At 71.8% G+C, this 20,339-nt stretch carries 18 protein-coding genes and 1 pseudogene; 11 read left to right on the plus strand and 8 right to left on the minus strand.

Annotated elements, in window-relative coordinates; genetic code table 11:
• The first annotated feature begins 78 nt into the window (after window positions 1–78).
• Window positions 79–2,577, plus strand: coding sequence for a DEAD/DEAH box helicase (locus ABD946_RS34870; protein ID WP_380149274.1), 2,499 nt, complete (start codon window positions 79–81; stop codon window positions 2,575–2,577).
• 121 nt (window positions 2,578–2,698) lie between these two features.
• Window positions 2,699–3,955, plus strand: a complete 1,257-nt coding sequence (locus ABD946_RS34875; RefSeq protein ID WP_345289687.1) for a polysaccharide deacetylase family protein — start codon at window positions 2,699–2,701, stop codon at window positions 3,953–3,955.
• A 209-nt stretch (window positions 3,956–4,164) separates the two neighbouring features.
• Here the strand turns inward: ABD946_RS34875 and ABD946_RS34880 are convergent, their stop codons facing one another.
• Entirely contained in the window at window positions 4,165–5,967 is a 1,803-nt protein-coding gene (locus tag ABD946_RS34880; protein ID WP_345289688.1) for a transglycosylase domain-containing protein, read from the minus strand.
• A 329-nt stretch (window positions 5,968–6,296) separates the two neighbouring features.
• Between ABD946_RS34880 and ABD946_RS34885 the strand changes: the two genes are divergently transcribed.
• The gene (locus ABD946_RS34885; RefSeq protein WP_345289689.1) at window positions 6,297–6,665 is read left to right on the plus strand and encodes a PRC-barrel domain-containing protein; all 369 of its coding nucleotides are present in this window, start codon (window positions 6,297–6,299) and stop codon (window positions 6,663–6,665) included.
• Window positions 6,666–6,735: 70 nt separating this feature from the next.
• Here the strand turns inward: ABD946_RS34885 and ABD946_RS34890 are convergent, their stop codons facing one another.
• Window positions 6,736–7,455 carry a GntR family transcriptional regulator gene (locus ABD946_RS34890; protein WP_345289690.1) on the minus strand — a complete coding sequence of 240 codons (720 nt, stop codon included), beginning with the start codon at window positions 7,453–7,455 and terminating at the stop codon, window positions 6,736–6,738.
• 111 nt (window positions 7,456–7,566) lie between these two features.
• Here ABD946_RS34890 and ABD946_RS34895 point away from each other — a divergent pair, with 111 nt between their 5' ends.
• The 8 genes and pseudogenes from ABD946_RS34895 (at window position 7,567) to ABD946_RS34935 (ending at window position 14,767) form a co-directional block, all read left to right on the plus strand.
• The gene (locus ABD946_RS34895) at window positions 7,567–7,794 is read left to right on the plus strand and encodes a hypothetical protein (protein ID WP_345289691.1); all 228 of its coding nucleotides are present in this window, start codon (window positions 7,567–7,569) and stop codon (window positions 7,792–7,794) included.
• A 27-nt stretch (window positions 7,795–7,821) separates the two neighbouring features.
• On the plus strand, window positions 7,822–8,055 hold the full coding sequence (locus ABD946_RS34900; protein ID WP_345289693.1) for a DUF7848 domain-containing protein: 234 nt from the start codon (window positions 7,822–7,824) through the stop codon (window positions 8,053–8,055).
• Complete coding sequence (locus ABD946_RS34905; protein WP_345289694.1) at window positions 8,048–8,287, plus strand: hypothetical protein; 240 nt, start codon at window positions 8,048–8,050, stop codon at window positions 8,285–8,287. Before ABD946_RS34900 ends, ABD946_RS34905 begins: the two co-directional genes overlap by 8 nt.
• Before the next feature lie 74 nt (window positions 8,288–8,361).
• Window positions 8,362–8,958, plus strand: coding sequence for a GNAT family N-acetyltransferase (locus ABD946_RS43145; RefSeq protein WP_425558779.1), 597 nt, complete (start codon window positions 8,362–8,364; stop codon window positions 8,956–8,958).
• 45 nt (window positions 8,959–9,003) lie between these two features.
• Window positions 9,004–12,384, plus strand: coding sequence for a hypothetical protein (locus ABD946_RS34920; RefSeq protein WP_345289695.1), 3,381 nt, complete (start codon window positions 9,004–9,006; stop codon window positions 12,382–12,384).
• A 231-nt stretch (window positions 12,385–12,615) separates the two neighbouring features.
• Entirely contained in the window at window positions 12,616–12,906 is a 291-nt protein-coding gene (locus ABD946_RS34925; protein ID WP_345289696.1) for a hypothetical protein, read from the plus strand.
• Window positions 12,907–13,080: 174 nt separating this feature from the next.
• A pseudogene (locus ABD946_RS43150) lies at window positions 13,081–13,857 on the plus strand (DUF5979 domain-containing protein); the annotation flags it as partial.
• Window positions 13,858–14,008: 151 nt separating this feature from the next.
• Window positions 14,009–14,767: a DUF5979 domain-containing protein gene (locus tag ABD946_RS34935; RefSeq protein ID WP_345289751.1), complete on the plus strand. Its 759-nt coding sequence runs from the start codon at window positions 14,009–14,011 to the stop codon at window positions 14,765–14,767.
• Window positions 14,768–15,433: 666 nt separating this feature from the next.
• Here ABD946_RS34935 and ABD946_RS34940 read toward each other — a convergent pair.
• The 6 genes from ABD946_RS34940 to ABD946_RS34965 form a co-directional block, all read right to left on the minus strand.
• Window positions 15,434–15,904 (minus strand): hypothetical protein, encoded by a 471-nt coding sequence (locus ABD946_RS34940; RefSeq protein WP_345289698.1) that lies wholly within the window; start codon window positions 15,902–15,904, stop codon window positions 15,434–15,436.
• Window positions 15,905–16,210: 306 nt separating this feature from the next.
• On the minus strand, window positions 16,211–16,897 hold the full coding sequence (locus ABD946_RS34945; RefSeq protein ID WP_345289699.1) for a cellulose-binding domain-containing protein: 687 nt from the start codon (window positions 16,895–16,897) through the stop codon (window positions 16,211–16,213).
• Between the two features lie 92 nt (window positions 16,898–16,989).
• Window positions 16,990–18,384 (minus strand): glycosyl hydrolase family 8, encoded by a 1,395-nt coding sequence (locus ABD946_RS34950; protein ID WP_345289700.1) that lies wholly within the window; start codon window positions 18,382–18,384, stop codon window positions 16,990–16,992.
• A complete protein-coding gene (locus ABD946_RS34955) occupies window positions 18,333–18,638 on the minus strand; it encodes a carbohydrate-binding protein (protein WP_345289701.1) in 306 nt (101 codons plus the stop codon). The genes ABD946_RS34950 and ABD946_RS34955 overlap by 52 nt, the downstream gene beginning before the upstream one ends.
• A 10-nt stretch (window positions 18,639–18,648) precedes the next feature.
• Window positions 18,649–19,629, minus strand: coding sequence for a chitinase (locus ABD946_RS34960; RefSeq protein ID WP_345289702.1), 981 nt, complete (start codon window positions 19,627–19,629; stop codon window positions 18,649–18,651).
• A 410-nt stretch (window positions 19,630–20,039) separates the two neighbouring features.
• Window positions 20,040–20,336 carry a hypothetical protein gene (locus ABD946_RS34965; RefSeq protein ID WP_345289703.1) on the minus strand — a complete coding sequence of 99 codons (297 nt, stop codon included), beginning with the start codon at window positions 20,334–20,336 and terminating at the stop codon, window positions 20,040–20,042.
• Window positions 20,337–20,339 lie beyond the last annotated feature (3 nt).

Genomic DNA, 20,339 nt, shown 5'->3' on the forward strand with positions numbered 1-20,339 from the left:
TTCCGATCCCCTCCCCCGTCCCCTTTGCCCAAGACGATCTCGACCAGGCAAGATGTCCCGGTGACCCTCCTGGACCTGATGCCGAAGCCCGCCACCCCCGACGCGCTGTACGAGACCTTCGCCGAATGGGCGCAGGACCGCGGCATCACGCTCTACCCCGCCCAGGAGGAGGCGCTGATCGAGCTGGTCTCGGGGAACAACGTCATCCTCGCCACCCCCACCGGCTCCGGAAAGAGCCTGGTGGCGGCCGGTGCGCACTTCGCGGCGCTGGCCGAGGGCAAGCGGACCTTCTACACCGCGCCGATCAAGGCGCTGGTCTCGGAGAAGTTCTTCGACCTGGTGAAGGTCTTCGGCACCGAGCAGGTCGGCATGATGACGGGTGACGCCAGCGTCAACCCGACCGCGCCGATCATCTGCTGCACCGCCGAGGTGCTGGCCAACATCGCGCTGCGCGACGGCGACCGGGCCGACATCGGCCAGGTGGTGATGGACGAGTTCCACTTCTACGCCGAGCCGGACCGCGGCTGGGCCTGGCAGATCCCGATCCTGGAGCTGCCGCAGGTGCAGTTCCTGCTGATGTCCGCCACCCTCGGCGACGTCCGCCGCTTCGAGGAGGACCTGACCCGCCGCACCGGCCGCCCGACCACCGTGGTCCGCTCTGCCACCCGCCCGGTCCCGCTGTTCTACGAGTACCGCCGCACCAACATCCACGACACCCTGGAAGAGCTGCTGAAGACCGGTCAGGCGCCGGTCTACGTGGTGCACTTCACCCAGAAGGAAGCCGTCGAGCGCGCGCAGTCCCTGATGAGCATCAACATGTGCTCCAAGGCGGAGAAGGACGCCATCGCCGACCTGATCGGCGGCTTCCGCTTCACCACCAAGTTCGGCCGCAACCTCTCGCGCTACGTGCGGCACGGCATCGGCGTGCACCACGCGGGCATGCTGCCCAAGTACCGGCGCCTGGTCGAGCGCCTGGCCCAGGCCGGTCTGCTGAAGGTGATCTGCGGCACCGACACGCTCGGCGTCGGCGTCAACGTGCCGATCCGCACGGTGCTGTTCACCGCGCTCTCCAAGTACGACGGCCAGCGGGTCCGGATGCTCCGGGCCCGGGAGTTCCACCAGATCGCCGGCCGGGCCGGCCGGGCCGGGTTCGACACCGTCGGCCAGGTCGTGGCCCAGGCCCCCGAGCACGTGATCGAGAACGACAAGGCCGTCGCCAAGGCCGGTGACGACCCGAAGAAGAAGCGCAAGGTGGTCCGGAAGAAGGCCCCGGACGGCTTCGTCTCCTGGTCCGAGGAGACCTTCGAGAAGCTGATCGCGGCCGACCCGGAGCCGCTGGTCTCCCGCTTCAAGGTCAGCCACGCCATGCTGCTCTCGGTCATCGGCCGCCCCGGCAACGCCTTCGAGGCGATGCGCAAGCTGCTGACGGACAACCACGAGGACAAGGCCGCCCAGCGCCGCCACATCCGCACCGCGATCGCCATCTACCGCTCGCTGCTGGACGGCGGCGTGGTCGAGCGGCTGCCGGAGCCGGACGCCGAGGGCCGGATCGTCCGCCTCACCGTGGACCTCCAGGAGAACTTCGCGCTCAACCAGCCGCTCTCCACCTTCGCGCTGGCCTCCTTCGAGCTGCTCGACCAGGAGTCGCCCGCCTACGCGATGGACGTGGTCTCGGTGGTCGAGGCCACGCTCGACGACCCGCGCCAGATCCTCGCCGCCCAGCAGAACAAGGCGCGCGGCGAGGCGATCGGCGAGATGAAGCGGGACGGCATCGAGTACGAGGAGCGGATGGAGCGGCTCCAGGAGGTCACCTACCCCAAGCCGCTGGAGGAGCTGCTCACCCACGCCTACGAGGTCTACCGCCGGGCCCACCCGTGGATCGGCGACCACCAGCTGGCCCCCAAGTCGGTGGTCCGCGACCTGTACGAGCGGGCCATGACCTTCTCGGACTACGTCGGCTTCTACGAGCTCGCCCGGACCGAGGGCATCGTGCTGCGGTACCTGGCCGGCGCCTTCAAGGCGCTGGAGCAGACCGTCCCCGACGACCTGAAGACCGACGACCTCAAGGACGTCATCGCCTGGCTCGGCGAGCTGGTCCGTCAGGTCGACTCCAGCCTGCTGGACGAGTGGGAGCAGCTGGCCAACCCGACCGACCCGGCCACCCCCGAGGTCCGCCTCGACGACAAGCCCGCCCCGGTCACCGCCAACGCCCGGGCCTTCCGGGTGCTGGTGCGCAACGAGATGTTCCGCCGGGTGGAGCTCTGCGCCCTCGAACGCTGGTCCGAGCTGGGCGAGTTGGACGACGAGTACGGCTGGGACGCGGACCGCTGGGCGGACGCCATGGACCCGTACTGGGACGAGCACGACGACCTGGGCACCGGCCCGGACGCCCGCGGCCCCAAGATGCTGCTGATCGAGGAGGACCCGGAGGAGGGCTCCTGGCGGGTGCGGCAGATCTTCGACGACCCGGCCGGGGACCACGACTGGGGCATCAGCGCCGAGGTCGACCTCTACGGCTCCGACGAGGAGGGCCGCGCCGTCCTGCGCGTCACCGCCGTCAACCGCCTGGACGGCTGACGGGGCACGAGGGGCTGCCCGAACGGGCAGCCCGCTGCCCGAACGTAACCATCGCACACGCCCGAAGCGTCCTTGTGACTGATCGTCAGTTCACGAGCGAGGACATCCAGGGGCGGTAACGGTGGCAGGAATCGGGCGGACCGGACGGGTACGACTCTCGGTGGGGGCGGTGGCGGCCGCCGTGACGGTGGTCCTGGCGGTGACCACGGCCGGCGGCGGCAGACCCGCCGTCACGACGGTGGGCGCCACGGCCTCCGCCACCACCACTCCACCCGCTCCCGCTCCCACCCCCACCCCGTCCCCCTCGCCCAGCTGGGACGGGCAGGTCCGGGTGATCGGCGACGGCTCCACCTCCTACACCGGGCCGCAGCCCGGCCAGCCGGCGGTGGAGAAGCTGGCGCCCGGTCAGAAGCCGCCGCAGTTCGTGGTGTTCTCCTGGGACGGGGCGCTGGAGAACGACGACCACCTGTTCTCCCGCTTCCGCAAGGTGGCCCGGGAGAACAACGCGGACATGACCTTCTTCCTCACCGGCATCTACCTGGTGCCCAAGAGCAAACGCACCCTCTACCGCCCGCCGCAGCACGCCCCGGGCGAGGCGGCGATCTCCTTCCCCACCGACGGCCACATCGAGGAGACCCTGCACGAGCTGGGCGAGGCCTGGCGCGAGGGCAACGAGATCGGCACCCACTTCAACGGCCACTTCTGCGAGGCCAAGGGCGGCGGCCAGTGGAGCGTCGAGGAGTGGCGCTCGGAGATCGACCAGGCCTACTCCTTCGTGGAGAACTGGAAGACCAACACCGGCCTGGCCTCCGTCCCGCCGCTGCCCTTCGACGTCCGCAAGGACCTGGCCGGCGGCCGGGCCCCCTGCCTGGAGGGCCAGAAGAACCTGCTGGCCGCCGCCAAGAACTACGGCTGGCGCTACGACGCCAGCTCCACCGGGGAGTTCCAGGTCTGGCCGGTCAAGAAGGAGGGCATCTGGAACTTCCCGCTCCAGCTGCTCCCCTACCCCGGGCGCTCCACCCAGGTGCTCTCGATGGACTTCAACTTCCTGGCCAACCAGTCCGGCGACACCACCGAGGGCGACCCGCGCAAGTACCCCACCTGGCTGAAGGAGACCCGGGACGGCTACCTGAACGGCTTCGAGCGGGTCTACAACGGCAGCCGGGCACCGCTGTTCATCGGCAACCACTTCGAGACCTGGAACGGCGGCATCTACATGCAGGCCGTCGAGGACGTGGTGAAGTCCGTCTGCCGCCGCGAGGGCGTGCGCTGCGTCTCCTTCCGCCAACTGGCCGACTGGCTGGACGCCCAGGACCCGAAGGTCCTGGAGCAGCTCCGCCAGCTCGACCCGGCGCAGCCCCTGGACTGGGCCAAGTAGGGGTCACACCGGGGGCGCGGGGCTCTGCTGATTTGCGGCTCCGCCGCGTGGGCGCGCAGCGGTAGGAACCGGCCCGTCTGCCGGGTACGGGGATCCACTTGCAAGTGAGCTTCCGTACCCGGCACTCGGGTCGCCTCCTACCGCTGCGCGCAGTTCCTCGCGCCCCCGGGATCACGCGTTCACGTACCCGGCACAGACCGCCCCCGGGATCACGCGTTCACGTACCCGGCCCAGACCGCCGCCGGGTAGCTCCAGTCCGGGGTGTTCGGGTCGGCCCCGGCCAGCCCCTCCAGGCTCGACAGCTGCATGGTCTTCGGGTCCATCCGGAACACCGTCACGGCGGTGGACACCCCGCCCGCGTAGCCGACGAACCAACCCGCGGTCCGGTCCTGGGTGGTGCCGGTCTTGCCCGCCACCTGCGGCCCGGCGGCCCGCGCCGCCCCCGCTGTGCCCTCCCGCACCGCCCCCTTGAGCGCCTCGTCGACCTGCCGCGCCACCTCCGGCTTCAACACCCGTGCGGCGGCCGGGAGTCGGAGCGCCACCGGCTCCCCGCCCCGGGTCACCGCAGCGACCGAGTACGGGTCCGTCCGCAGGCCTCCGTCCGCGAAGGCGGTGTAGGCCCCGGCCGTCCGGATCGCGCTCGGCCGGGAGTTGCCGAGGGCGAAGGCCGGGACCGCCTCGCCCAGGGTGGCGGGCAGGATGCCGAGGTCGAGCGCGGTGCGGCGGACCAGGTCCAGGCCGACGTCCAGGCCGAGTTGGGCCATCGGGCCGTTGACGGACTGCTCGACGGCGGTGCGCAGCGCGATGGTGCCGTAGGAGCGCCGCCCGTCGTTGACGGCGGTCACGATCTTGCCGTTGCGACCCCAGTACGGCCCCTCCGGCGTCATCACGTTGATGCCGTCGTTGCCGTCGTACGGCGTCCCGGGGGTGACGGGCGTCCTGGCCGCACCGCGCTTGCGCTGCGCCCCGTGGTCGAGGCCGGCCGCGTAGACGATCGGCCCGAAGGCCGAACCGGCGGGCACGTTCGAGGTGTTGGCGTTGTTGAACCCCTGTTTGAGGTAGTCCGGCCCGCCGTACAGCGCGAGGATCCGGCCGTCGTTGGCCACGCTCGCCGCCCCCACCCGGACGTTGACGTCGGCGGGGCGTTGGGCGGCGTCCAGCTTCTTCCCCTGCTCCTCGACCGCCCGGCCGAGCGCGGCGGTCCGCTCCCGTTCGAAGGTGGTGCGGATCTGGTAGCCGCCGAGGTCGAGCTGGGCCGCCGAGGGCCCGCCGTTGGCCTCCAGGTAGGAGCGGGCCAGGTCGACCAGGTAGCCGGTCTGCCCGCTCAGCCCGGTCTGCGGCTGACGCTCCTTCGGCTCGGGGAACTCGGTGTACCGGGCCCGCTCCTCCCGGCTCAGGTGGCCCGTCTCCACCATCCGGTCCAGCGTCCAGGACCACCGGTCCACCGCCCGCTTGCGGTTGTCCGGGCTCAGCACCGGGTCGTAGAGCCCCGCCCCCTTCAACACCGCCGCCAGGAAGGCGCCTTCGCTCGGGCCGAGCTCGGAGGCGTGCTTGCCGTAGTAGGCGAGCGCGGCCCGCTCGATGCCGTAACTCCCGCGCCCGAACCAGCTGGTGTTGAGGTAGCCGGCCAGGATCTCGTCCTTGCTCAGCCTGCGGTCGAGCTTCACCGCGATGAAGGCCTCGTCGACCTTGCGGCCCAGGCTCTGCTCCTGGTTGAGGTAGATGTTCTTCACGTACTGCTGGGTGATGGTCGACCCGCCCTGGGTGTCCCCGCCGGTCACCAGCGTGAGCGCCGCCCGCCCGATCCCCTTCACCGAGATCCCCGGATCCGAGTAGAACGACGCGTTCTCGGCCGACAGCACCGCCCACCGCACCGACTCCGGCACCGTCTCCAGCGGCACCTCCTGACGGTTCACCAGCCCCGTACGGGCCATCTCGGTGCCGTCCGCCCAGAAGTAGACGTTGTTCTGCTGGGTGGCGAAGGAGTTGAGGTCCTTCGGTATGTCGGTCACCGCGTACCTCCAGCACACCGCCCCGCCCACCAGGGCCGTCCCCAGCGCCGCGGTTCCGAGCACCTGCCGCCAGGACGGTAACCAGCGGCGAACCCCGCGCCGCCCCCGCCGTGGGTACTCCGGTCGCCATCGCACAGTCGTCTCCCCGTTCGTCGGTAGTCGCACCAGTCGTCCCTACCAACACACGCACCGCACACCCGTTCAGGTCCCGACACCGCTACGTGATCGCGCTCACATCCCGGGAGTGGCTCCCGGGAAGCCGGGTAGGCGCGGCCGCAGAGCGCGCCCCGGCGACCGGCCGCGGCGCGGGAACGAGAGGAGACAGAGCCATGAGCCACGACGCCACCGGCCTCTGGCAGTTCAGCGACGCCTCGGGCCTCGTCTCGGGCGCCGACCTGGTCGGCTACGCGGTCGACGCCAGCGACGGCCACATCGGCAAGGTCCACCGCCTCTCCGAAGAGGTCGACGCCAGCCACCTGGTGGTCGACACCGGCCCCTGGATCTTCGGCAAGCACGTGCTCCTCCCCGCCGGCACCGTCCTGCGCATCGACCACGAGGAGGAACGCATCCAGGTCGCCCGCACCAAGGACGAGATCAAGCACGCCCCCGAGTACGTCCCCGACCCCCCGGCCGGCACCGACTACCGCGACCAGTACACCCACTACTACGCCCCGTTCGGCGGCGGCCCGCTGCTCTGACCCCGGTCACGGGCCGGACGGCCGGAGGGGGAACGACGGTCTCCGTCGTTCCCCCTCCGGCCGTCCGGGTTCAGCCGCGTCGGGGTGGGCGGTCGCCGTACTCGGTGGCCCAGCGGTCGGCGGGGAGGAGGAGGTCGGCGGTCTCGACCGGGCGGCCGGTGACGGCGTCGTGGTGGGTGCGTTCGATGGCGAGGGCCGGGGTGCCCGGGGTGGTGGTGAGGGTCTGGGCCTCGGCGCGGGTGAGGACGCGGGCGGTGACGCGCTCGACCGGCGGGCCGGCCTCGATGCCGATGGCGGCCATCCGGGCGACGACGCCGATGCCGCCGTAGGGGCCGGCTTCGGGGAGGACGACCAGGGTGCCGCCGGTGACGGCCATCGGCTCCCAGCTCTCCATCAGGTAGGAGGGGGCGCCGTCGAGCAGGTGGACGTACTTGGTGTGCATGACCGGGTCGCCGGCCTCGATCTCCAGGCGGGCCGCGACTGTCTCGGTGGCCCGGGCGGTGGCGGATTCGGAGCGCCAGGAGCCGGTGACGCCGTCGCCCTGACGGCGGATCAGCAGGGCGGGTGCGTCCTGCGAGCTGACGAAGTAGCCGCGCCCGTGGTGCGCGACCACCAGCCCCTCCTGCTCCAGCAGGCCGTACGCCTTCTGGCCGACGCTGATGCTGTAGCCGTAGTCGGCCATCAGCTGCGTGAGGGACGGGAGCCTGTCACCCGAGCCGAACTCCCCTCCGACGATGCGTTCGCGGATCCGCTCCGCGACGTGGAGGTAAGGGGATGGCTCGTCACTCATGGGGCGCGTCCTCCCAGTTGTCGCAGGTTGGTGACAGAGTATCCACTCACCCTTACTCTATGCATATAGTGAAGCCCTACGCATAGAGGGGGGCGAGTGCACGGCGCACGCGTGTCCGAGGTCCAGGCGGCGATCAAGGAGGCCACCGGCCTCCTGGCCGAGACCACCCGCCACGGCACCCGGATCCGGCTCTCCCTCCCGCTCGCCGACGTCCCGCCGGAGCGCTGGCCCGGCCTGCTGGCCGTCCTCGGCGGCACCCACGTCACCGGGTACGGCACCACCGACCTCGGCCCAGACGGCGGCCGGCCATCCGTCTGGGCCGAGGTCGCGGACGACTGACACCCCACCCGAGAGGACCGAACTCCCGTGTCCAGCTGGACCTTCGCTCCCGATCCGGAGCCCGACGCGCTGCCCTCGCTGCACCTGTTCCAGTGCGCCAGCGAGAACGAGGAGGGTGCCCCGTGCGGCTGGAACACCCTGCCGTCCACCCACTTCGAGGACGCCCGCGGCGCGGCTTTCGCCCACCTCACCACCCACCCCGAGCACCGCACCTTCCAGCACGTCACCTCTCTCCCCTGGCGGATGACCCCCGATGCCTGACCGCTACGAACCCCGTCCCCTCCCCCGCGAGGGCGACGCCCCACAGCTCTGGGGCGCCTGGGACACCCTCCACTCCGACTGGCTCCGCCGCCTCGGCACCGGCTGCCTGGCCGGCACCCCGGAGCCGTTCACCTCCCCGCAGCGTGTCCAGCTCTGGGCGGCCGCCGCGGGGGCGCTGCGCCTGACCAGCACCAGCGTCTCCGTCCGGCCACCGTCCGCGCCGGCCCCCTGAGGGGACCGCAAGGAGCACGACACGCTGGCGAAATCCCGTTGGCGCGAGGGCCGTTGGTGTGGGACAACGGCCTGATGACCCTCACCTGGCGCAGGCTGACCACCGCCGACTTCCCGCTGCTCGCGGAGTGGCTGGCCCGGCCGCACGTCGCCCGCTGGTGGAACCACGAGACCTCCCCCGAGGCGGTCGAGCGGGACTTCGGGCCGGCCGCCCGGGGCGAGGAGCCGTCGGAGGACCTCCTGGTGGCCGTGGACGGGGAGCCGGTCGCGCTGGTGCAGCGCTGCTGGATCGCCGACTACCCGCAGTACATGGGCGAGTTGGCCGACCAGGCCGAGATCCCGGATCGGGCCATGACCCTCGACTACCTCATCGGCGGCCCCCGAACGGACCGGCCAGGGCCTCGGCACCCGCATCCTCCGCGCCGTCGCCGAGGCCACCTGGACCGACCATCCGACCGCGACCGCCCTCGTCATCCCCGTCCACGCCGACAACCGCGCCTCCTGGCGCGCCCTGGAGAAGGCCGGCTTCCACCGCTACGTCGAGGCCGACCTGGAGCCCGACAACCCCGCCGACGACCGCCGCCACTACGTCTACCGCCTCGACCGTCCTCAGGGGCCGTGACCCCTCGGTCGGCCTGCGCCATCCGGGGCAACCCGGGCGCGTCGACCTGAACGGCGCAGGGGCCCGCTACCTAATCTGACGATCATTCAGGCCGGATGACGTCGGACGACGGGATGCGCATGGTCGGGTTGGACTTCGGGCGCCGGGCCGGACGGCCGCTGCGCGGGTTGGCGGCCGCGGCGGTGGCGCTCGGCCTGGCGGCCGCGCTCGTCGGGGCGCCGTCGGCTCACGCGGCGGGGCCGGTGATGTCGCTGACCAAGGCGGTGGAGGGGGCGCCGGACCCGCTGATCCCCGGGTCCGCGTTCTCGTACAAGCTGACGCTCTCCTGCTCCTCGCTCTCGGTCTCCTGCGTGAACGCGTACCTGGAGGACGTCCTCCCGCCCGAGTTCGACATGACCTCGCTGCCGCCCTCCACGCCGACCCAGCAGGTGACGTACGACCCGGCGACGCGCAGGCTGCGGATCGACTTCAGGAGCCCGCTCGCCTCGCCGCCCAACCCCGCCGGCTCGGTCGGCCTGCCGGCCGGGACCACCGCGGACGTGTCGGTCGGGATGAAGGTCCCCGCCACCGGGCCGCTGGAGGACGGCGACACCGTCACCAACACCGCCACCGCGAGGGCCGACAACGCCACCGAGGTGGTCGGCAGCGTCACCCAGACCGTGACCGTCCCGAAGATGCTGGACGCCAAGGCCACCAAGAAGTGGCAGCCCACCTCGGACGTGGCGCAGAGCGACGGCGTCTCCACCGTCACCCTCGGCGCGGCCAACACCTCGGCCACCCCGGACGGGATCAGCCGCCTCGACGTCCAGGACGACACCGCCGAGCTGTACGAGAACTTCGACCTGGTCTCGGTCGGCCCGGTGAGCCGGATGCCCGCCGGGGCGGACCGGGTCACCGTGCTGGTGTGCACCAAGCCGCCCGGCAGCCGCTGCGCGGAGAGCGAGTGGGTACGCGGCACCGCCGTCCCCGGCCCGGACCTCACCCTGCCCGCCGGGGTGACGGCCGATCAGGTCACCGGCGTGCGCTACGAGTTCACCAACTCCACCGGCGCCACGCTCCCGTACGACAGCACAGGCGCCACCGTGCCGATGCAGGTGAAGCTGCGCCGCACCGAGCGCACCAGCGGCGCCCAGATCAGCCCGGCCGCCCGCAAGACCGTGCACAACTGCGCCGACTCCGCCGTCAAGGACGCGGGCAGCCGGTTCACCGTGATCGGCCTGCCGGCCTGCTCGGACCACGACATCCTGCCGAACATCGCCACCGTCGACCTGGACAAGCGCTTCTTCCCGGACGCCCGGGGCGACTTCACCCAGAACGGCACCGCCGTCCGGGGCGAGAACGCGAGCGTCACCGCCCAGCTGAACGCCAAGAACACCTCGCCCTTCGCCGTCTCCGAGCTCACCGTCACCGAGCCCTCCGACTCCGCCACCGCCGGCAGCGAGTTCGACAAGTTCGACGCCGCCAAGCTGAAGGTCGACTTCCCGCCCGGTGCCACCACCGCGACGCTGACCGTCACCTGCCGGGACGGCTCCACCCCGGCGCCGGTCACCCTCACCAACCCGCCCGCCTCCCAGGTGCGCGCCTCCACCGGCTGCCCGGCCGGCAGCCCGCCCAAGCGGATCTCCATCACCTTCAAGGGCGAGCAGGGCGGCAAGGGCACCATCCAGCCCGGTGCGGTCGCCAAGCTGTCGGTCAACGGCACGCTCAACTCCAAGGTGACCGCCGAGGACACCAGGGACGGCGTGCAGGACTGCGCCGACGCCTCGGCCTCCAACCCGGCCAACGGCTCCGGCTCGGCCGCCGTCACCGACTGCGCCGTGCTCAAGGTCGAGGAGCGCAACCCCGACGGCAACGGCTTCAAATCCTCCTCCTGGACGGAGGTCCCGCCCGGCCAGGACCTCACCTTCAGCCTCGGCTACACCAACTCGGGCAACGTCACCCAGCCCAAGGTCCAGGTCACCGACCCGGCCGACCCGCTGGCGCCGAACAACCCCTTCGACCAGCTGGAGATCGTCGGCGTCTCCACCGACGGCAGCCCGCGCTCCCTGCACATCGGCGTCGAGCTCTGGGACCCGGCCGTCAGCTCCTGGGTGGCCTACGTCCCGCCGGACAGCGCGCTGCTGGCCCGGGCCAAGGGCGTCCGGATCACCGAGCCGGACGGCATCCCGCCCAAGGGCTTCATGCGGGCCACCCTCACCGTCCGGCTCCGCCCGGGCGTCACCTCGGGGCGTATCGACAACTGCGCCGCGGTCACGATCGACGGCAAGGCGGAGGGCAATCCGAGCTGCTCCCCCGCCGTCGACGTGAAGCCCGCCAAGGCGGCCGCCTCGCTGCAGAAGACGCTGGCGCCGAGCACCGTGCTGCGCCCCGTCACCGGCGTCGCCCCGCAGGACGTCACGCTCCGGCTCACCACCGTCAACACCGGGAACCTGGGCCTGAAGCGACTGGTCGTCAGCGACACCGACCCGGACTTCTTCGACGCCGTGACGGTGACCGCCCTGGCCGGGGTCACCTTCCCCAACGGCGCCGACCGGGTCCAGGTGGACGTCTGCACCACCGGCTGCCGCAGCAACCCGCCGGTCTTCGTCACCGGCACCCCGACCTCCTCCACCAAGCCCGGCTTCCCCGCCGGGGTGGACCCGGCGGACATCCAGGGCCTCCGGGTCACCTTCAGCAGCTCCACCGGCGGCTACGGCATCCTGCCCGCCACCTCCGCGCCCAACTACCAGGACTGCCCGGGCAGCAGCGTCTGCCTGACGGTCCGTCCGCGCGAGGGCCTGCGCTCCGCGCCCCGGCACCCCGGTCCCCGACCTGCTGGAGGACACCGCGACCGCGGCCGGCGAGAGCCGGCTGCAGCCCGACGGCGGCACCTTCCCGGTGCCGGACTCCACCGCCTCGCTCAGCGTGCGCGAGGGCAGCAACCTGCTCCGGGTGGAGAAGGAGCCGGCCACCACCGTGCTCAGCCCCGGCTCGGTCGCCCCGTTCAACCTGCACGTCAGAAACACCGGCACCGCGCCGGTGCCCGACCTGGTGGTGGTGGACGAAGTCCCCAGCGGCCTGCGGTTCGACGACTCCTTCCAGGGCGACCAGGGCCGCCCGTACACCGTGAAGGTGACGGTGCCGCCCGGCGGGACCCAGCCGACCGAGGTCCTGTTCGAGCCCGAGCGGGACGCGGGCGGCCGGATCACCAAACTGCGCTGGCGCTTCCCCGGCTGGACCTTCTACCCCGGCAGCGAGGTGGTGCTCGGCTACCAGGTGAAGCTGAACGGCGGCGTCGCGGCCGGGACCACCATCACCAACGTCTTCGGCGCGGGCTCGGAGAAGGTCGCCAAGGTCAACTGCGACCAGAGCTCACCCAGGCTCGGCACCGTCACCGACGACCCCCGGTACGGCACCGGCACCTTCTGCACCTCCTCGGCCCAGGTCACCTCCCGCTCCGGCGTCTCCTTCGACGCCGCCAAGTGGGTCACCGGTGACCGCTCGCTCGGGTACCAGGACGCCAACACCGGCAAGCCCGTCCCGGCCGGCGACCCGCGCTGCCCCGAGCTGACGGTCGGCGGCACCGTGTACACCCGCTACCCGTGCGTCGCGCTCACCCGGCCCGGCCAGGACTTCTCCTTCCTGGTCGCGGATCGAGAACACCGGCACCGAACCGGCCCGTTCGCTCCAGCTGCTGGACGTCTTTCCCGGCGCCCAAGGACACCGGGGTGCTGCTCGGCGACGAACAGCGCGGCACCCAGTGGGACACCGTGCCGACCCTCACCGGGCCGGTCGGCTACGACGGGGGCCGGCACCGCGCCACCGTCACCTACACCGGCACCGAGAAACCCCTGTGGCCGGAAGGTCGAGACCCCCAAGCGAAAGTGCGCGTCCGCGTCCTGGGGCCGGACACCACCCACGCCACCGCCTTCGAGACCGAGGTGGAGTTCCCCTCGGGGATGGCCCCCCGGCAGTGCCGTCACCTTCACCCTGCCGTTCCGCGCCCCGGCCCGACCTGACCGTGCCCGGGTACGCTCGCGTGGCCTGGAACTCCTTCGCCCACACCGAGACCGTCCGCGTCGGCGGGAACACCACCGCCCGGCCTGCCGGTCACCGAACCCCCGAAGGCGGGCATCGGCCTGGTGTTCGGGAATGTCCGGATCCTCAAGAACGTGGTCGACCCGCCGTCCGGCGTGCCGGTCGGGCCGTTCCGGCTCGCCTACTCCTGCCTGCTCACCACCGCCGGTGGCGAGAGCGTCGAAGTCCGGTCCGGCGCAGCCGAGTTCGGCCCGGACAAACCCTTCGACCTGGGCGGCGTGCCGGCCGGTGCGGTCTGCCGGTTCTGGGAGACAGAGGCGGCCGGGGCGAAGACCGACCACCTGGGCGAGGCCAACGCGATCGTGGTCACCGTCGAACGGGCGGCGGACGCCACCGTCTGGCAGCAGGAGGAGATCGCCAACAAGTACCCGCGCAAGGACCTGGTGGTGGCCAAGCGGATCACCGGCCCGGCCGCCGAGGCGGTCGGCCAGGGTCCGTTCAAGGTCACCGTGGACTGCGCCTTCAACGGCACCCGGCTGCCGGGCTTCCCGCAGCAGCTGGTGCTCACCGGCGGCACCTCGCAGGCCGTCACCGACCTGCCCGACGGCAGCCGGTGCCAGGTCGACGAGACCGACAACGGTGGCGCCACCCGGGTCGAGTACCAGATGGTGAGCTCGCCGAAGGTGGTGATCTGGTCCCCCCGGCCCGTCCCGGCCACCCTGACCACGGTGGGCGAGACCGCGACCGTGATCATCACCAACGAGTTCGCGGTCGGCTCGCTCCAGGTCACCAAGAAGCTGGCCGGCACCGGCAGCCCGCTGGCCACCGGTCCGTTCCGGTTCGAGGTGGTCTGCGACTTCAACGGGCGGGCCACGGTGCTCACCCGCGAGCTGGAGCTCACCGGGCCCGACCACCTGACGGGGCGTCTGGACGGCCTGCCGGTCGGCGCGCTGTGCACCGTCACCGAGACCGCGAGCGGCGGAGCGGACGTGCCGGCCGAGCCGGTCCGCCGGGTCGAGGGTCAAGGAGGGCCTCACCGACCTGGCCACCGCCGAGCTCACCAACACCTTCCACGCCGGACGCCTGACCCTCGCCAAGGAGCTCACCGGCCCGCTGGCCGGGGCCGGCTACCTGCGGGAGGCCGAGTTCCAGCTGCGCGTGATCTGCCGCCGGGACGGCAAGGAGGTGCTCGACCGCACCGTCACCGTACGGGCGGGCCGGTCCGTCACCCTGCCGGAGCTGCTGCTCACCGGTACCCGCTGCTGGGCGGCCGAACTGCCGAGCGGCGCGAGCGCGGTGACGGTCTCCCACCCCGACGAGCAGCACGCGGCCGTGGTCACCGCCGAGGCCCCCGACCTGACCGTCACCGCCGTCAACGAGTACCGGCCGGCCGCACTGGCCCTGCTCAAGCGGACCACCGGGACCGGGGCCGCCGCCGCGGCCGACCGGGAGTTCACCGTCGAGCTCAGCTGCACCCTGACCACCGCGCCGGGCACCGCCCCGATCGTGCTGGCGGACCGGCGGCGCTACCAGCTCCGCCCGGGCACCGTCCGTCCGGTGGACGACCTGCCCGACCCGTTGCCGGCCGGGGCCCGCTGCTGGCTCGGCGAGCCGGACCGGAACGGGGCCGCCGAGGTGACCGTCGAGCACGACTCCGCCGAGCGGGCGCTGCTCCTGACCACCGACCCGGCCTCGCTCGAGGTGACCAACCGCTTCGACACCACCGAGCCGCCGCCCCCGCCGCTGCCGATCACCGGCAGCGTGCCGGGACCGTGGGCGGCCGGATCGCTCGCCCTGCTGCTGCTCGGCCTGGCCGCCCGGTACGCCGCACGACGGTGGTGACCGCCGGGTGACTCCCGGGTGACGCACCCTCACCGGCCGGTTCGCCGCAAGCGAACCGGCCGTGAGCGTGTGCGAACCCTGTTAACCTGCACGGAACTTGCACGAACTCCGACCCGCACCCCACCCGAAGCAGGCCTCCGTGTCCGTCCCACCCGGCACCGGTCACCACGCTGTCCCCAGCGTGGGTCCGGATCGACTCCGCCCTCGAGGCCGACCAGTTCACCGACGAGGGCCGGAGCGGCTGGTCCCGGCTGCGGCACCGGCTGGTGGTGGCGCGGGGCCGTCTTCGACAACGGCCGCCCCGGCCTGGTCGCCACCTGGCACGTGGTGGCCCAGTACTGGTCCCGTGGGAGTACCACGGGGACCCGGAGGCCACCGTCACCGGCTCGCTGCGCCTGCGGGCGGCCGGGGTGCGGGCTGGATCGGCGTCAGCGAGTTCGAGTTCGAGACCGGCATGCTCGGCCACGGCCTGGTCCGGGCCGAGTTCCCCGACCTCGCGCCGGGCGCCTATCGGGTGGAGCTCGGCCCGGAGACCGAGAAGGACCTCGGCAGGATGTACGGTCACATCCGCGACGAGCGCGACGCACCTCAGCCCCTCGGTCTGGTCGCTGGTCCGCCCCCGGCCCACCGGGCTGGACGTGGACCTCTGACCGGTGCGGGCTCCGCTCAGGGCGTCACGGGGACGTTGGTGAGCCCGGAGACCGCGTTGGTGACGGTGTTGGAGGCGTACACCCGGTTCGGCTTCGCGGTGCAGGCCGAGACCGAGGTGATCTTGATCGCGTAGCCGCCGACGCCCCCGAGGTCGGAGCGGTTGTCGCGCCAGGTGTTGCCGCAGCCGTTCGGGAAGGCGGGGGTGGTGGCCGGGTTGTGGGTCTCGTAGCCGTTGGCGAAGGTGCCGGGGGGCGGCGAAGGTGCCGGTGTTCCCTCGATCAGGTAGTCGAAGCCCTTGACGTCCAGCCAGGAGTCGGCGGAGTTCTGCCCGCTGACTCCCCGTCCGTCGAAGGTGTTGCCCGGATCACCCCGCCCGAGGTGCCCTCCTTGACGTCGATCGCCTCGGCCGCCACGTACGGGCCGATCCGGTTGTTCTCCACCAGCACCCGGTCCGAGCGGTCCACCCCGTCGGTGTTGCCGTGGCACCCCCAGTTGGAGCCGGCCGAACCGAGGTAGACCCCTCCCCGTAGCCGGGCTGGACCAGGCCGGTGTACTCCACGACCGAGTTGCGGATCGCCCCGTCGGCGGAGGAACGGCGGAAGTGCACGCCCTCGTCCTCGGTGTGGTGCACGTACAGCCCGTCGATCGTCACGTGCGGCGAGGCGTCGAGGACCACGCCCTTCTTGGCGTCCTTCACGGTGAACCCGCCTGAGGTTCCAGTACGGCGCCCCGTACAGCCAGAGCCCGTACCCCGGGTCCCAGCCGGCCGTCGGCACCGGGCAGTCCGGCGCGTCACCGGCCGGGCCGTCGTTCACCAGCACGGCGGTGCGCGGGCCGGTGAGGGTGATCGGCGCTGCAGGCGGTGCCGGGGCGCTGGGCGAGGAAGGCGCCGTGGTACTCCCCCGGAGCCAGCCGACGGTCCGCCCGGGGGCGGCGGCCGCCAGCGCGGCGGTCAGCTGGCGGCGCGGTCGACACCTCCACCACGGGGCCGGTGGAGGTCGGGCTCGGGGTCGGTGTCGGCGACGGACTGGGACTCGGGCTCGGGCTCGACGTGGAGCTCGGGCTCGGGCTCGGCGTGGAAGTGCCCTGGCAGGACTGCCCGTTGACGGTGCAGTTGAGCGGCTCGCCGAGGCCGCCGCCGACGTTGAAGCCGAAGCTCTGGGTGGCGCCGACCGCCACCGTCCCGTTGAAGCCCGCGTTGACGAAGGTGTAGTGCTGCCCGGTCTGGGAGCGGGTGGAGTTCCAGCTGTTGGAGACGGTGGTGCCGGCCGGGAGGTCGAACTCCACCTTCCAGCCGGTGGCGGCGGCGTCGCCGGAGTTGGCGATGGTGAACTGCGCTCCGTAACCGCTGTTCCAGGACGAGGTCTTGGCGAAGGCCGCGGTCAGCCGCGGCGCCGCCGCGTGGGCGGGCAGGGTGGTCAGCCCGGCACCGACGGCCAGTGCCGCGGTGACCAGGGCGGGAAGGAGTGATCTGCGCATGGGGTCGGACTCCTGTGTGGGGGAGGAGGCTGGACGGGCCGGAAGACCGGAGCCGTTGGGGCGGCCCCGGCCTTCCGGTGGTGCGGGATCGCTTACGGCACCCAGTAGTTGCCGGAGGCGACGATCATCGTCTGGAGCTGCACGCTGCCGCCGTAGTAGACGGACGGGGTGATCTGGGTGGCGACCATCTTGGCCCAGAGCGCGTCCAGCCAGGCCTGCGAACCCGGGTCGGTCATCGCCGCGACCGCGAACGGGGCGGTGAAGGCCATGTCGTTGCCGGAGTCGAAGGCGGTGCCGTTGAGCTTGTAGCCGGTGACGATCGAGTTGGCGTTGCCGCCGGTCTTCGACTTGATCCAGCTGTTGATCTTCCGCGCCGAGGCCAGCGAGGCGGAGTCGCCACTGGTGACGGCGTCCGCGCCGATCCGCCACGGGTCGCGGCAGGCGTTCCAGCCGAAGTCACCGTCGTTGGCGCTCTCCAGCACCTCGCCGGGGGCCGGCTTCGGGGTGGTGTTGGTGTTCACCACGAAGTCGGCCAGCAGGCCGGTGGAGGCGGCGTACTTGGTCTGCTGGGAGGTGATCAGGTTCTGGTGCGCGGTCCGGATGGTGTCCCAGCTCGCGTCCCCGGTGGCCTTCCGGAAGGCCCGGAAGTGGTCGATCATCCAGTCCGAGGAGCGCGAGATGTAGTAGTACTGGTCACCCGAGCTCGACCAGTCGCCGAGCAGCAGCAGCTTGGTGGTGGGGTTCACCTCGCTCGCCTTGATGGCGTTGATGTGCTTGACCGCCAGGTCCTTGTAGTTGTACGTCCCGGTGCTGCCCCACTGCTTGTCGGCGAGCAGCAGCCCGTAGGCGACGTCCATGTCGCCGTCGGTGGCGGAGTCGGAGCCGTTCACGGACTTGCAGTTGACGTCCTGTTCGGCCGCCAGCAGGTCCTTGTTGTTCACCGAGGGGTGCGCCAGCACGAACTTCAGCAGCCCGTCGAAGGCGGTCTTGGCGTTCGCGTCGGCGCCCGCCATCAGCGCCGTGACGACCAGGCCGTAGCCCTGGGCCTCGGCCACGTACGGGTGGTCGGCGTCCGGCGAGATGACCTGGTACCAGCCGTTGCCGCAGTTCTGCTTGAGGAAGGCGGACTTCCAGGCGTTGTACTTGTCGATCACCTGCTGGTCCAGGGTGCCCTGCGCCCCGGTGGGCTTCAGGGTGCCCGCCGCGTAGGCGAACTGGTGGCTGCCGAACGGGACGGCCGGACCGCCGCCCCCGGGCGGGGTGGACTGCTGGTCGACGTCCAGGTAGTCCAGGTTGGCCAGGCCGTTGGCGGAGGTGGCGGTGAGCCGGACCTTGTTGGCACCGGCCACCAGCTGCACCGACAGCGTCGAGTTCGCCCAGGTGTCCCAGTTGGTGGTCGAGTTGAACGCGCGGGCGGCCGAGACCACGGTGCCGTTCAGCGCCACGTCGGCCGGGCGGGCGGTGGTGGTCCCGTTGGAGTAGCGCACGGTGAGGTTGGCGTGCCCGCGGCGGCCGCGTTCACCGTGAACTCCACCCAACTGCCGCTCACGTTGTCGCCGTTGACGAAGCCGGTGCCGGAGTAGTTGGCGTGGTTGGCCTCCACCACGCCCTGGGAGAGCGCCGCGCTCTCCGCCTCGTAGCGGGTGGCGGCGGCCGAAGCCGTCTGCGGCACCGCGACGATCCCGGCCACCAGGCCGGCCCCGGCCAGGGTGAGGGCTGCCGTTCTGCGGATCTCACTCATCGGTCTCTCCTCAGCCCTTGTACTGGACGACGATCTTGGTGAACGCGTACGGCGACTGCGCGATCCCGCTACAGGCGTCGGCGTCCGACCCGGAGCCGCAGGCGCGGTCGCGGTTGACGGACCAGAAGGCGAAGCGCGCCAGGTGGTGCTGCTGGGCGTAGGCCAGGATGGTCTTGAAGTCGGCCAGGGTGACGGTCTCCCCCGGCTCGTCGGTGATGCCGTTCATCGAGGAGACCCCGATGTGCCGGTACGCGGCGTCGTCGCTGTAGCCGTAGGCGCTCTTCACCGCCGACTTCAGCCCCTCCAGGGCGCTGACGCTGGCCTGGCCCATGGTCCCGCTGTGCCCGCCGAAGTCGAACGGCATGATGATCCAGCCGTCGTTGGCCAGCCCTGCCGCGGCGCCCCGCTTGATCAGGTCCTTGCCGGTGGCGTCCGGACCGCTCGGCGTGGTGCCCATGGTCACGTAGGTGACGATCCCGGGGTTCTTGGTCTTGACGATCTTCAGGGCGTCGACCACCCGCTGACGGACCGTCGCGTTGGAGAACTCGGTGTCCTCGATGTCGATGTCGAAGGCCTTCAACTGGTAGGCGTCGATGACCTTCTGGTACGCCCCGGCCAGCGCCGACGCGCTGGTGCACTTCTCGCCCAGCTTGTTGCCGCTCCAGCCGCCGACCGAGACCACCACGTCCCCGCCGGCCGCCCGGATCGACTTGATCGCGGCCTCGTCCGAACCGCCCTTCAGCGCCCGGCTCCCGTCCCACTTGGGGTTGCACCCCCCGTCGGACAGGATGAACGCCAGGGTGAACCACTTCACCCCGGTGGCCGCCATGACGTCGGTCGGCTTCTGCGGGCTGCCCCAGCCCAGGTACTCGTACGGAGCGGCGGCCATCCCGGCCGGAGCAGCGGCCGCCCCGGCGGTGGCGCTCGGGACCAGCAGCGGCGCGGTCAACGCCAGGGAAGCGGCCATCAGGGCGCGCTTGATTCGTTGCACGTCTACTCGATTCTCTGATCGAAGGGGGGAGGCAGAACGTGCGGACACAGGTGGCCACCGGCGACGCGGTGTTCAGGATGTCCAGCTGACCACCGGCAGTCAAGGACCTTAGTTAGGAAAGTTTCCCATCGGTTATCGGGCGAGAGCGCCCCCCGGGGCCCGGCACGGCGGCCCGGACCGGTCGGTCGACAGCGGTGCGACGCACCGTCAGAACCGGCCCTGACCTGCGAACACGGCAGGCCGGGCCGGGAGTTCGGGCTCCTCGGAGCGACCGACGCGGAGCCGCCACCCGGAGAGCGCTCCCGCGAGTGGCGGACTTCCGCCACCGCCGCCCCGGTCTCAGGAGGTGGCGAGCAGGTCCTCCGGGGCGGCGTCCAGGACGAGGCCGTTGTCGAAGCGGATCCTGGCGGTCACCCGGGGGCCGTGGCCTGGTGGGCCGTCCACTCGGGTTCGAGGGCGGCGAGTTGGGACTCCAGGCGCTTGCGGCTCTCCTCCGGCATGGTGTGGCCGTAGTCGTCGAAGAGGTCCTTCAGGCGGCGGTACTCGCGGACCTCCTCGGGCTCGGGGAGCTCGCCGTCGACCCGTTCGACGGTGCCCTCGGCCCCGGCCCCCAGGGAGAGGAAGCCGACCAAGGCCTCGCCGGACACCGCCTCGCCGATCCCGAGATCCGCCACCAGCCGCACCCGCTGACCCGCCGTCAGACCCATCCG

Origin of the sequence: Kitasatospora albolonga, from assembly GCF_039535905.1 — a bacterium.
Lineage (GTDB): Bacteria > Actinomycetota > Actinomycetes > Streptomycetales > Streptomycetaceae > Kitasatospora > Kitasatospora albolonga.